10 protein-coding genes are annotated in these 12,388 nt (G+C 46.1%); 6 read left to right on the forward strand and 4 right to left on the reverse strand.

Going from position 1 to position 12,388, the window contains the following annotated elements; all coding sequences use genetic code 11:
- Positions 1-89 precede the first annotated feature (89 nt).
- The 5 genes from proQ (at position 90) to BN3349_RS04180 (ending at position 5,870) form a co-directional block, all read left to right on the forward strand.
- Positions 90-722 carry an RNA chaperone ProQ gene (gene proQ, locus BN3349_RS04160; protein WP_040976123.1) on the forward strand — a complete coding sequence of 211 codons (633 nt, stop codon included), beginning with the start codon at positions 90-92 and terminating at the stop codon, positions 720-722.
- A gap of 83 nt (positions 723-805) precedes the next feature.
- Positions 806-2,857, forward strand: coding sequence for a carboxy terminal-processing peptidase (prc, locus tag BN3349_RS04165; protein ID WP_040976124.1), 2,052 nt, complete (start codon positions 806-808; stop codon positions 2,855-2,857).
- An 87-nt stretch (positions 2,858-2,944) separates the two neighbouring features.
- A complete protein-coding gene (locus BN3349_RS04170; RefSeq protein WP_503102585.1) occupies positions 2,945-4,453 on the forward strand; it encodes a L,D-transpeptidase family protein in 1,509 nt (502 codons plus the stop codon).
- Between the two features lie 140 nt (positions 4,454-4,593).
- Positions 4,594-5,154: a peptidoglycan L,D-endopeptidase MepK gene (gene mepK, locus BN3349_RS04175; protein WP_040976126.1), complete on the forward strand. Its 561-nt coding sequence runs from the start codon at positions 4,594-4,596 to the stop codon at positions 5,152-5,154.
- A 77-nt stretch (positions 5,155-5,231) separates the two neighbouring features.
- A complete protein-coding gene (locus BN3349_RS04180; RefSeq protein WP_040976127.1) occupies positions 5,232-5,870 on the forward strand; it encodes an MBL fold metallo-hydrolase in 639 nt (212 codons plus the stop codon).
- Between the two features lie 103 nt (positions 5,871-5,973).
- Here the strand turns inward: BN3349_RS04180 and BN3349_RS04185 are convergent, their stop codons facing one another.
- From BN3349_RS04185 to BN3349_RS04195, 3 genes are all read right to left on the reverse strand, one after another.
- Positions 5,974-6,399, reverse strand: coding sequence for a universal stress protein (locus BN3349_RS04185; RefSeq protein ID WP_040976128.1), 426 nt, complete (start codon positions 6,397-6,399; stop codon positions 5,974-5,976).
- A 60-nt stretch (positions 6,400-6,459) separates the two neighbouring features.
- Positions 6,460-9,096 carry a TRAP transporter permease gene (locus BN3349_RS04190; protein WP_040976129.1) on the reverse strand — a complete coding sequence of 879 codons (2,637 nt, stop codon included), beginning with the start codon at positions 9,094-9,096 and terminating at the stop codon, positions 6,460-6,462.
- 93 nt (positions 9,097-9,189) lie between these two features.
- Positions 9,190-10,152: a TAXI family TRAP transporter solute-binding subunit gene (locus BN3349_RS04195; protein WP_040976130.1), complete on the reverse strand. Its 963-nt coding sequence runs from the start codon at positions 10,150-10,152 to the stop codon at positions 9,190-9,192.
- A 301-nt stretch (positions 10,153-10,453) separates the two neighbouring features.
- Here BN3349_RS04195 and BN3349_RS04200 point away from each other — a divergent pair, with 301 nt between their 5' ends.
- Positions 10,454-10,960 carry a ComEA family DNA-binding protein gene (locus tag BN3349_RS04200; protein ID WP_040976131.1) on the forward strand — a complete coding sequence of 169 codons (507 nt, stop codon included), beginning with the start codon at positions 10,454-10,456 and terminating at the stop codon, positions 10,958-10,960.
- Positions 10,961-11,025: 65 nt separating this feature from the next.
- Here the strand turns inward: BN3349_RS04200 and BN3349_RS04205 are convergent, their stop codons facing one another.
- Positions 11,026-12,312, reverse strand: a complete 1,287-nt coding sequence (locus tag BN3349_RS04205; protein ID WP_040976132.1) for a citrate synthase — start codon at positions 12,310-12,312, stop codon at positions 11,026-11,028.
- Between the last annotated feature and the right edge of the window lie 76 nt (positions 12,313-12,388).

Consider the following 12,388-nt stretch of genomic DNA (forward strand, 5'->3'; position numbering starts at 1 on the left):
CGGATCAAAGAATTGTCATTGTCGCGTAATTTACGCTAAAATATCGCTCGTTTTTCTATTTAAAAATGGCTGTACGCAGGAATATAACCATGACAGATGTTCAAAAATTAACGAATAACAAAGAAATTATTGCCTACTTAGCGGAAAAATTCCCGCTGTGCTTCTCACTGGAAGGCGAGGCGAAACCGTTGAAAATCGGTATCTTTCAGGATTTAGCGGAAGCGCTGGCGGAGGATGAGCGGGTTAGCAAAACCCAATTGCGCCATGCGTTACGGCAATATACGTCAAACTGGCGTTATTTATACGGCTGTAAAGCCGGCGCCGAGCGAGTAGGATTAAACGGTGAGCCGAGCGGCATTCTTGAACAGGAACATGCCGAACATGCCGCCACCCAGCTAGCGGAGGCGAAAGCGCGGATTGCACAGCAGCGTGCAGCGGAAAAAGCGGCCAATCCGAAAGCCGGCAAAAAACCGTCTCTTCGCCGTCAGGGCAATGCGCAGGGCGTACAGAATAACGCGGTTGGCAAAAAGGCGCCGCGCAAAGTAAAACCGAATTTGTCCGCCGTGGATCCGAGTACGCTGGAAAAAGGCAGTCGAGTAAAAGTCAAAGCGGGCGACAGCATCAAACGGGCGACTGTGCTGGAAATCAACAAAGACAGCGCTCGGGTTGCGCTAGAAAACGGATTGACCGTCTCGGTGACGGTAGATCGGCTGTTCGCCTAAAAATATTATGTCGTGTCGGGCAAATTGAGACGACGGACAGGTCAGCAATGGTATTGCGTTTTTCTTGAATCAGGAAAGTTTACATGAGATTTAATAAAACAAAAGGTTATTTAGCTGCATTAGCGCTAGGTACTTTATTTATTAATATTGCTCCGGCAGTTGCGGTGGCGCCTAAATTGAAACCGACGGAGATTATTATTCCACAGCCGACGGAAGAAAATATGCTGGCAACCAAGCGTGCTACGACACGTCTGACCCAATCGCATTATCGTAAATTTCAGCTGGATGATGAATTTTCCACAAAAGTGTTTGATCGTTATCTGAAAAGTCTGGATTTTAACCGTAATACTTTCCTGCAATCCGATGTGGATGAAATGCGTGCCAAATATGCCGATAAAATTGATGACGAAATGAACGAAGGCAATCTTGGCATTGCTTTCGAGATGTACGATTTAATGAGCAAACGCCGTTACGAACGCTACAAATATGCATTATCATTGCTGGATAAAGAACCAAGTCTAAACGATGATGATCAAATTGAAATTGATCGTGAAAAGGCGGATTGGCCGAAAACCGCAGAAGAGGCGAATAAACTATGGGAGCAACGGGTTAAAAACGATATTATCAGTTTGAAACTGAAAGAGAAGAAATGGCCGGAGATTAAAAGCAAATTGGTTAACCGCTATAATCTGGCGATTCGTCGTTTAACCCAGACCAAAGCGGATGATATCGTGCAAATTTATCTGAACGCTTTTGCCCGCGAAATTGACCCGCATACCAGCTATCTGGCGCCGAGAACAGCGAAAAGTTTTAATGAAAGCATGAATCTGTCGTTGGAAGGTATCGGTGCGACCTTGCAGGCGGAAGATGATGAAACCGTGATTAAATCCTTAGTACCGGGCGCCCCGGCGGAACGCAGCAAAAAGATTAAAGCGGGCGATAAGATTATCGGAATCGGGCAAGCCAGCGGCGAGATTGAAGATGTAGTGGGTTGGCGCTTGGAAGATATCGTTGACAAGATCAAAGGGAAAAAAGGCAGTAAAGTTCGGTTGGAAATTGAGCCCGCCAAAGGCGGCAAATCCCGCATTATCACCTTGATTCGCGATAAAGTTCGTCTGGAGGATCAAGCGGCGAAACTGAGCGTTGAGAAAGTAGACGGTGAAAAGATCGCAGTGATTAAAATCCCAAGCTTTTATTTGGGCTTAACCGAAGATGTCAGAAAATTACTGAGCGAAATAAAAGAGAAAAAAGCCCGCGCACTAATTATTGACCTGCGTGAGAACGGTGGCGGCGCTTTAACCGAAGCAGTCGGACTCAGCGGCTTGTTTATCAGCGACGGACCAGTGGTTCAGGTGCGTGATGCTTATCAGCGCATTCGTATTCATGAAGATCCGGATACCGCACAGGTTTACGCCGGTCCGCTGCTGGTGATGATCAACCGTTTCAGTGCCTCGGCGTCAGAAATTTTTGCGGCGGCGATTCAGGATTATAACCGCGGTATTATTATCGGGCAGAATACCTTCGGTAAAGGCACTGTCCAACAAAGTCGTTCGCTGAATTTTGTATATGATTTGGATCAGACGCCGCTCGGGTTGATTCAATACACGGTACAGAAATTCTATCGCATTAACGGCGGCAGCACCCAGCTAAAAGGCGTTGCGCCGGATATTACCTTCCCGGAAGTGATTGATGCGAAAGAAAACGGTGAGGAAAAAGAAGATAATGCGTTGCCATGGGACAAAGTGCCGCCGGCATCTTACTCAGAAACCGGTCATGCGCGCCAAGCGGTTGACGCCCTGCAAGAAAAACACATCGCGCGGATTGCCAAAGATCCGGAATTCATTACATTGAATGAAGATCTGAAAATTCGTGACGAACGCCGCGAGCGCAAGTTTTTATCCCTTAACTTCGCCAAACGTAAGGCGGAAAATGATAAGGATGATGCGAAACGGCTGAAAGATCTCAACGCCCGCTTTAAGCGCGAAGGCAAGAAACCATTGAAAGACCTTGACAGCTTGCCGAAAGATTATGAAGGTCCGGATTTTTATCTGAAAGAAGCGGAAAAAATGGCGGCGGATTGGGTAAAGATGGATAGCGAGAAAACCCGAAGTTCGCAACCGGATGCGAAAAACTAATCATTTTTTGACCGCACTTTGTTCTTTTTATTACGTCAAAGTGCGGTAGTTTTTTTGTTAATTTTAAGGAACCACAGCATGTTGAAAATGACTTCATACAAGTTTGCAAATATGGCGACTTTATTGATGTCTTGTGCTTATCTCGGCAGTGCGGCCGCCGAGACGAAAAGCGGAGTGATTGATCCTGCACCGATTGTTCAGGCGGGCTTGAACGAGGCCAAAGAACTTATTACTTTGACAGACGAGCAGCTGGCATTGGAACAAAAGGCGATTGAGCAACAACTGGCGATAGAGAAAAAAGCGGAAGAAGCGCGCTTGTATGCCGAACAGCAAGAACAGGCAGAACAGCGTCTGGCTGATGTGATCGATACCCGACAATTACAGTTTAAAGCTGAAATCGCCAAAATTTATGCACAAAACGATTATGTCTTGCTATGGGAAGACGAGGCGGCACGCAAACAATTTCTGCATGAATACGCCGCACTTGTCGCCAGCGGGATTTCCCGCAGAGCGGCACAGAATTTAGAACAGATCGACAACGCCGCACAAACCGGCGGGCTGATTTACGACATTCTGTTGACCGACACTTTTCTGGATTATCTGTATTATGCCAAAAATGCCATGAATTCGGCACAGAAATGGCTGTATTCCGCCAACGGCTATAAGCCGGCGCTGCCTGATGAAAACACGATTCAAGACTGGCTCGGTGCAGTTAAGCATAATGAAAACGCCGCATTTGTGGCGCAGTTATCCAGCAGCAATCATTTGTATAAACAAACGCTTGATAAGCTGAGTTTGCTTGTCGGTTCGGCAACGAATAATCCTGCCGATGTATATAAATTGGCCATTAACGCTCAGCGGCTGCGAGTAATTCCAAGTTTTGACAACGGGATTTTTGTCAATATTCCAAGTTATAAACTGAATTATTACCGCGACGGGCGTTTAATTCTGGATTCGCGGGTGATTGTGGGAAAAAAAGCACGCAAAACCCCAGTTATGTACAGTAAATTAAACAATGTGGTGGTGAATCCGCCGTGGAATCCGACAACCCGCTTAATTAATGAGGATCTGGTGCCTAAAATCAAACGGGATCCGAGTTATGTGGCGCGCAACGGTTATACCATTTTAGATGCCCGAGGTAATGCAGTGGATCCGTATTCGATTAACTGGGAAACCATCGGCAGTAAATTCCCTTATCGTTTGCGGCAGGCGCCGGGTGACAGTGCGCTGGGGAATTATAAATTCAATATGCCAAGCTCTGATGCTATTTATCTGCATGACACGCCGAATCATAATTTGTTTAAACAGAAAGACCGTGCCTTGAGTTCCGGCTGTATCCGAGTGGAACAATCTGATCAGCTGGCGACCATTTTGCTGACCGAAGCTGGTTGGTCGGCAGACAGAAAACGCAAGGTGCTAGACAGTCGTCGTACAACATGGGCGAATATTCAGTCCGACAATCCGGTTTATTTATATTACGTCACTCGCTGGGTGGACAACGGGCAAGTGCATACGCTGCCGGATATTTACGATTACGATGTGGTGCCGAATTTAAGTTACATCAACTGGCATACGGTAAAAAAATATTTGCGCTAAATCCTGTTTTATAGGTTGCTAAATAAGGTGCTGATGACGTTTTTCGACATAAAAAATGATATTTTTTTGACCTTTTTTCTAACTTATGGTAATTATAGCTGCCGTAAGTAAAGAATTGTAAATTTAGAGTCAAGAATATAATGAATGAGATTAATCAGCATCGCCGCAAATGGTTATCGCTCGGCGGCATTATTTTAGGCGCGTCACTCTTGCCGAATTCGGTGTTAGCCGTAGTTTCCACCCCTAAACCGCGTATTCTCCGTTTCAGAAATATCAATACCGGCGATAAATTCAGCGCCGAATTCGGAAGCGGTAAAGGATTTTCTTCCGCACATTTAAAAAAATTGGACTATCTGTTGCGCGATAAGCGTAATAACCAGATTCATCGCATGGATCCGAATTTATTTTCTAAATTTTACCGCATTCAAAGCAATCTGGGGCTACGCAACACGGAAATTCAAATTATCTGCGGATACCGTTCTCCCGCCAGCAATGCCGCTATGCGCCGTCATAGCCGAGGCGTCGCCAGCAATAGCTATCATATGCGCGGGCAAGCCATTGATTTTCGCATTGACGGCATATCGCTGGCGAAGGTCAAAAAAGCCGCCGAAGGATTGAAAAACGGCGGTGTGGGGTACTATCCACGCAGTAATTTCGTCCATGTGGATACTGGCCCGGTACGGACTTGGAGCGGCAGCTAACGAACAGAACTCGCCTTATTTTTGACCGAAACCGCAGTTTGCTGCGGTTTTGTTTATCGGCTACAAAAGGACATAATATGGAGATTGAAATTATTCCGGTTACCGGATTTCAGCAGAATTGCTCGTTGATCTGGGATGATGAAAAAAACGCAGCGATTATTGATCCGGGCGGTGAGCCGGATAAACTGATCCGTCGGATTGAAGCCCTCGGATTGACTTTAACGCGGATTTTGCTCACACACGGACATTTGGATCACGTCGGCGCGGCGCCGAAATTAAAGGCGCATTTTCAGGTTGATATCTGGGGACCGAATCAGGCTGATGCTTACTGGTTTGAAAACCTGCCGCAACAGTCGCAGAAATTCGGTATGTTGTTTGAAGCCGACCGTTTTCTGCCGGATCGCTGGTTGAATGAAAATGGCGAGATAATCCGTGTCGGTCAACTTCGTCTGGAAGTATTACAGCTGCCAGGACATACGCCGGGGCATATCGGTTTTATCGAACATAGCAAGCAGGTGGCATTTACCGGGGATGTGTTATTTCAAAACAGCATCGGCAGAACGGATTTTCCCGGCGGCGATCTGCAAACCCTGTTAGATTCCATTCGGGAAAAATTATACCCTTTGGGCGATGATATGATTATCATCGCCGGACACGGTGCTTATACCACAATCGGACAGGAAAAACGACACAACCCATTTCTGACTGCCGGCTAATCTTTACCGGTGCGAAATTTATCAGTTGAAAAGTGCGGTCAAAAAATCGAAAGAATTTTGACCGCACTTTGTTATCTGCGTGCTATTCCCGCATTATGGACGATTATTTTAAAATCAGAATCGGTTTGTTGCCGTTGCGTGCAACTTTGACCGTATTGCTGCTCAATCCTTTGGAATTCGGTTTGCTGCTGGCGAGCATAACGATCAAATCTACCGATTTTTCTTCGGCGATTCGATTGATTTCTTCATAAATGGTACCATGGGCGACGATGTGTTGTACTTTGGCATTTTTCGGAAAATTCGCCTGCGTGAACTCATGTAATGCTTTGTTGGCTTCTTCAATCACCGACTTATCGAAGTTTTTCGGTAAGAATGCGGAGACGAAACTATCATCAATCGGTTCAATAATCGTAACCACGCGGTAAATTGTATCGGGATTATTGCCGGTAAGTTTCAACGCCGTATCAACCACATATTTCGCGCTGGTTAGGTTACTCAAATCAATGGCAATCAGTAGTTTGTTATACATAGCATATCCTTAGAAGTCATGAACCGCACTTGGCACGGGGCAAAAGTGCGGTCGGTTTTTTTACAATTTTTTTGCTCTGCGGCGTTGATTCCAGCCGAGGGCGGCGATAATCGCTAGCGCAGGAATAAACATCCATTCTTTCGGCATCGCAATCAGCGGTAACGCAACGTCAAGCAGGGTTTGATCCCAGTTTAATCCGGCTTTTGCCGCTGGCGAGTCAATTTCCACCATATCAATGATGATCTTATCGGTGCGGTTACCGTCGATTTCGATCTGTTCCTGCGTATTTAGTAAGGTTAAGCCTAACGCGTTAAGGCGTTCCTCACCCGTTGCGCCTTCAGGCACTTCAAGCTCTGAATAGAACTCGATTTGTTTGCCGTAAGGATTGACGCCAGCAACTTTCAAGGTAACCGTCTTTCCTGCCGGTGTGTTTGCCAGTTCCTGCACGAAATTCACCGGCGCGACATGATGTGAGGTGGGTGAGATATATTCCATAAAAAATCCCGGACGGAAGATCATGAATGCGGCAATAATCAGCCCCAGTGTTTCCCACCATTTATTTTTCACAAAGAAATGGTTCATGGTCGCGGCCGTGAATGCCAGTATGGCGATGGTGGAAACCACGGCAACCAGCGTACCTTTAACCCAACCGACATCGATGAGCAATAAATCGGTATTGAAAATAAACAAAAATGGCAGAATCGCAGTACGCAGGCTGTAGAAAAATGCCACCATACCGGTTTTTATCGGATTGCCGCCGGAAACTGCTGCTGCGGCAAAGGAGGCAAGTCCGACCGGCGGTGTAACATCTGCCATAATACCAAAATAAAATACAAACAGGTGAACGGCGATAAGCGGCACAATGAGACCGTTTTGTTTTCCTACTTCGACAATGACCAATGCCATGAGCGAAGAGACGACGATATAGTTCGCGGTGGTCGGCAGCCCCATACCGAGGATTAAACTGAACATCGCGACCAGAATTAGCATCAGGACAATATTACCCATGGACAGCACTTCAATAATGCCGGAAAGCTGGACACCGAAGCCGGTTAAGGAGACTACGCCGACAATGATGCCGGCGGTTGCGGTGGCAATCCCGATGCCGATCATATTACGTGCGCCGGTTTCCAATCCTTGAATAAAAGTGTGCAGACCTTCGGAAAATTGTTGGATGCTAACGGGTTGGCGGCGGAAATAGTTCAGCAGCGGTCGCTGGGTGATTAAAATCACTGCCAGTGCCGTAATGCCCCAAAATGCGGAAAGCCCCGGTGATAACATTTCGACCATTAAGCACCAAATCAGGATCACGACCGGAATTAAAAAGTGCAGTCCGGCGTTTACCGTCGGTTTGGCGGAAGGCAGGCGCATAACCGGTGCGTTCGGATCATCGATTTCCAGATCGGGAAATTTTGCCACGCGACGAATCAAGGCGAGATAAATCAGCGCAAGAATGGCGCACACAATGAAAAACGCATAGTCCGGGGTGAGGTGTTTTATCCAACCGAGAGAAAAATTAACCGCAATAACTAAACCGATTACCACCAGAATAGAGGTAATGATTTTCAACAGCAACACTGGTAGCGAACTTGGCGGATCTGTGCGCGGTAGACCTTGCAGATTCATCTTCAACGCTTCCAGATGCACGATATATACCAGCGCAATATAGGATATCAGCGCTGGCAATGCCGCATGAACGATTAGCTGGCTGTACGGCATATTGACATATTCGATCATTAAAAAAGCGGCTGCACCCATCACCGGCGGCATAATTTGTCCGTTTACCGATGAAGCGACTTCCACCGCACCGGCTTTTTCGGCAGAAAATCCGACTCGTTTCATCATTGGAATGGTAAATGTGCCGGTAGTGACCACGTTGGCAATGGAAGAACCCGAAATCAACCCGGTCAAGCCGGAAGAGACTACGGCGGCTTTTGCCGGACCGCCGCGTAAATGGCCCAAATAAGCAAACGCGGTTTTGATAAAATAATTGCCAGCGCCGGCTTTATCCAGCAACGCACCGAATAATACAAACAGGAATACATACTTGGTTGAAACACCCAGTGCGACGCCGAACACCCCTTCGGTAGTGACCCATTGCTGATTGATGATTTGTGACAGTGAACCCGAACGATGGCTGATGATCCAATTGCTTGGCAGATACTGACCGAAATAATTATACAGCAGAAATACGATGGCAATAATAACTAAAGGTAATCCCAGACTGCGGCGGCAGGCTTCCAGTAAAAGAATGATGCCCAGACAGCCAGCAATAATATCCTGTGTATTTGGTGCGCCGAAACGGGTAACTAATCCTTCGTAAAAGAAAATATAATATGCACCTAAAAATGCGCCCAGCACGGCGAACAGCCAATCTTGATAGGGTACTCGATTTTTGGGGGACGCCGCAAATGCGGGGAAGGCGAGATAGGCCAGAAACAGTGCGAATGCCAAGTGTATGGAACGCGCTTTGGTATCGTCAATAACCACATTCAAATTCCAGCCCCAGTGGCGGATCACTTCCTGTAGCCAAAATGGCAGCGGCGAGGTGTAATAAAGTTGAAAAATCGACCATAAAATTGCAGTAATAATGATCAGCTTTTTGGTTAATCCGGTAGGATTACGACCGCCGGAATCATTAGACGCGACGATATCCTGCAAATCATCATAATCGACGGTTTTGGATTTTACGGACATAAGTTCTCCCGAAAACGATGATATTAATGAAAAAATAATACTTTTATTAAACAGAAAAGGGCAGGCGAAACCTGCCCGAAACAACGATAAGCGTTATTGAAGCCAACCGCGTTCTTTATAATAGCGTACTGCGCCGTCGTGCAGTGGTGCCGATAGGGCGTTTTTGATCATTTCTTGTTCTTTCAAATTAGCAAATGCCGGATGCAGGCGTTTAAAGCGATCAAAGTTATCAAACACCGCTTTTACCACTGCATAGACGCGCTCGTCATCCACATCGGCGGATGTTACTAAGGTGGCATACACTCCGAAGGTATCAACCGGGTTATCAGTGCCTTTGTATAAACCGCCCGGAATGGTTGCTTTAGCATAGTAAGGATTATCGGCGACCAGCTTGTCAATGGCTTCTCCGGAAACCGGTACCAAGTGTGTGTTACAGGATGCCGCAGCTTCTTTTAACGCTCCGTTCGGGTGACCGACATTATAGGTAATTGCATCTAAATTGTTGTCACACATAACCGATGCCATTTCCGCAGGTTTCAGCTCGGAGGCGACTTTGAATTCTTTATCGCTCCAACCTTTTGCCGCTAAAATGACATTCATCGTTGCGCGAGTGCCGGAGCCCGGATCACCGACGTTGACACGCTTGCCTTTCAGATCATCAAAGCTGTTAATGCCCGAGTCATCGCGTGCCATAAGTGTAAAGGGTTCCGGATGAAGTGAAAATACGGCGCGTAATTTGTCATTCTTTTTCCCCTCGAAGGAGCCGGTGCCGTTATAGGCATGATATTGCCAGTCGGATTGTGCGATACCCATTTCCATTTGATGAGCGGCGATAGCATTCAGGTTGGCCACAGATGCGCCGGTTGATGGGGCGTTGCATTTAATCTGAGTTTTGGCGGTATCGCGGTTAACCAGCTGGCAGATAGATTGCCCCACGACATAGTACACACCGGTTTGACCGCCGGTTCCGATAGTCACGAATTTATCTTCCGCCTGAACGGAAAACGCAGTAACAGCCATTCCGGCAATAAGAGAGAATTTTAGTAATTTTTTCATATTGTTGCTCCTATTGAGAATTAAGAATGATGATGAGGTGTTGTGTCGGAATTTCTTACAGACAAAGTAAAGATATACAGTAGATTGATACAGCTTGCAACGAATTTTTATGGAAATATTCGGCTTATTTATTTTTTTATAAATTATTAATGAATTTAAGAAATATTTTATTTTTTATTTATAAAAATCGCCTGTTTTTTTACTATAAAGTGCGGTTAAAATTGTTAATGAATTGAACTAATAAGAATTTTGTGAGTCTAAGGTTACAAGTTTGTTACTGTTTAATGACTAAGGAGCTTATATGAAATTATTGAAATCAGTACTGGCATTAAGTATCGGATTGGCGGTATCCGCACTGTCTTTCGCTACGGAAAATCCAATGCAGGATGCTGCAAAAAATACCACTCAAACTATGAAGCAGGAAACACTTGGCAACATGCAAACCGCAAAGCAGCATGTACAGGATAAAGCCGGAACAATGAAAGAAACAACCGGCACGATGAAATCGGAGTCGGTGGAAAAAGTCCGTTCCAGTGCGGTGGATAAAACTACGCACGTCAAAAAAGTTGTCACTGATCATGGTTCGGCAGTGAAGAAAGAAACCGTTACGGTAAAACGTAAAATCAATATTAATAAAGCCGATTCTGCGACCCTGCAAAAATTATCCGGTATCGGTGAAGAAAAAGCGAAAGCGATTATTGAATACCGCAATAAAACCGGCAAAATTAAATCTGCCTCGGATTTATCCAAAATCCCGGGAATTGGTCGTAAAACCGCCGAACAAATTGCACCGCATTTAAGTTATTAATGAATGATTGAGGAATAAAAAATACCGCACGATTAAAAGTGCGGTATTTTTTTGTGGAGTTTTACTTAACTTTTATCCATTGGTTCAAACGGACGTTGGGTATGACCGACGTAAAGCTGACGCGGGCGAACGATTTTCATATTGCCCGGTTTAAACATTTCTTTCCAGTGCGCAATCCAGCCGACGGTTCTTGCCAGTGCAAACATTACCGTGAACATTGAGGTCGGAATGCCGATGGCTTTTAAGATAATGCCGGAATAGAAGTCTACGTTCGGGTAGAGTTTGTGTTCGATAAAATATGGATCGCTTAGGGCGATTCGTTCCAGTTCCATTGCCACTTCAAATAATGGCGTGCTAATGCCGAGTTCCTGTAGCACTTCGTGACAAGTTTTACGCATCACTTTAGCGCGCGGATCGTAATTTTTATATACGCGGTGACCGAAGCCCATCAAACGGAACGGATCATTTCTGTCTTTTGCTCGCGCAATATATTCCGGAATGCGATCAACGGTGCCGATTTCTTCCAACATATTGATACAGGCTTCGTTGGCACCGCCGTGCGCCGGTCCCCATAAAGAGGCGATTCCCGCCGCGATACAGGCGAATGGATTGGCGCCAGAAGAAGCGGCGGTACGCACGGTTGAGGTGGAGGCGTTTTGTTCATGATCGGCGTGCAGGATAAAGATTCTGTCCATGGCGCGTTCCAGCACCGGGTTGACTTCGTAAGGTTCACAAGGGGTGGCGAACATCATGTGCAGGAAGTTGCCGGAATAAGACAGTTTATTGAGCGGGAACATAAACGGTTGACCGATAGAATATTTGTAACACATCGCCGCCAGCGTCGGCATCTTCGCCAATAAACGAATGGCGGTCAATTCGCGGTGTTCGATATCATTAATATCCAGTGAATCATGATAGAACGCCGCCAATGCGCCACTTACCCCGCACATAATCGCCATCGGGTGTGAGTCGCGGCGAAAACCGTGGAAGAAACGGGAAATCTGCTCATGCACCAGCGTGTGTTTACGCACCAGTTGAACGAAATTTTTATATTCTTCGGCATTCGGACGTTCACCGAATAGCAGTAAGTGCGCCACTTCCAGGTAGTCGGCATTTTGCGCAAGATCGGCGATAGGGTAGCCGCGATGCAGCAAAATACCTTCGTCGCCGTCAATGTAGGTAATTTCCGAGGCGCAGGAGGCGGTGGACATAAATCCCGGGTCAAACGTAAATAACTTATTTTTAACCAATTGCTGCACATCGATAGTGTCGTAACCGAGCGTTCCTTGACGCACAGGAAGATTCAGTTCACGACCGTCGCTGAGAGAAAGTTTTGCAGTTAATTCAGTCATAGGATATTCCTTCTTAATCGTTTAATAGTAAAGTTGATGTTGTGTTTGTATAGAGGTGCATTTTTTGTGTTCTGTT

It is taken from the genome of Necropsobacter massiliensis, from assembly GCF_000827595.2.
Taxonomy (GTDB): Bacteria; Pseudomonadota; Gammaproteobacteria; order Enterobacterales; family Pasteurellaceae; genus Necropsobacter; species Necropsobacter massiliensis.

What these genes read in the sequence shown, in the direction of transcription:
- proQ (WP_040976123.1), top strand. Translation starts at nt 90, where the DNA reads ATGACAGATGTTCAAAAATTAACGAATAACAAAGAAATTATTGCCTAC.
- prc (WP_040976124.1), top strand. Translation starts at nt 806, where the DNA reads ATGAGATTTAATAAAACAAAAGGTTATTTAGCTGCATTAGCGCTAGGT.
- BN3349_RS04170 (WP_503102585.1), top strand. Translation starts at nt 2,945, where the DNA reads ATGACTTCATACAAGTTTGCAAATATGGCGACTTTATTGATGTCTTGT.
- mepK (WP_040976126.1), top strand. Translation starts at nt 4,594, where the DNA reads ATGAATGAGATTAATCAGCATCGCCGCAAATGGTTATCGCTCGGCGGC.
- BN3349_RS04180 (WP_040976127.1), top strand. Translation starts at nt 5,232, where the DNA reads ATGGAGATTGAAATTATTCCGGTTACCGGATTTCAGCAGAATTGCTCG.
- BN3349_RS04185 (WP_040976128.1), bottom strand. Translation starts at nt 6,399, where the DNA reads ATGTATAACAAACTACTGATTGCCATTGATTTGAGTAACCTAACCAGC.
- BN3349_RS04190 (WP_040976129.1), bottom strand. Translation starts at nt 9,096, where the DNA reads ATGTCCGTAAAATCCAAAACCGTCGATTATGATGATTTGCAGGATATC.
- BN3349_RS04195 (WP_040976130.1), bottom strand. Translation starts at nt 10,152, where the DNA reads ATGAAAAAATTACTAAAATTCTCTCTTATTGCCGGAATGGCTGTTACT.
- BN3349_RS04200 (WP_040976131.1), top strand. Translation starts at nt 10,454, where the DNA reads ATGAAATTATTGAAATCAGTACTGGCATTAAGTATCGGATTGGCGGTA.
- BN3349_RS04205 (WP_040976132.1), bottom strand. Translation starts at nt 12,312, where the DNA reads ATGACTGAATTAACTGCAAAACTTTCTCTCAGCGACGGTCGTGAACTG.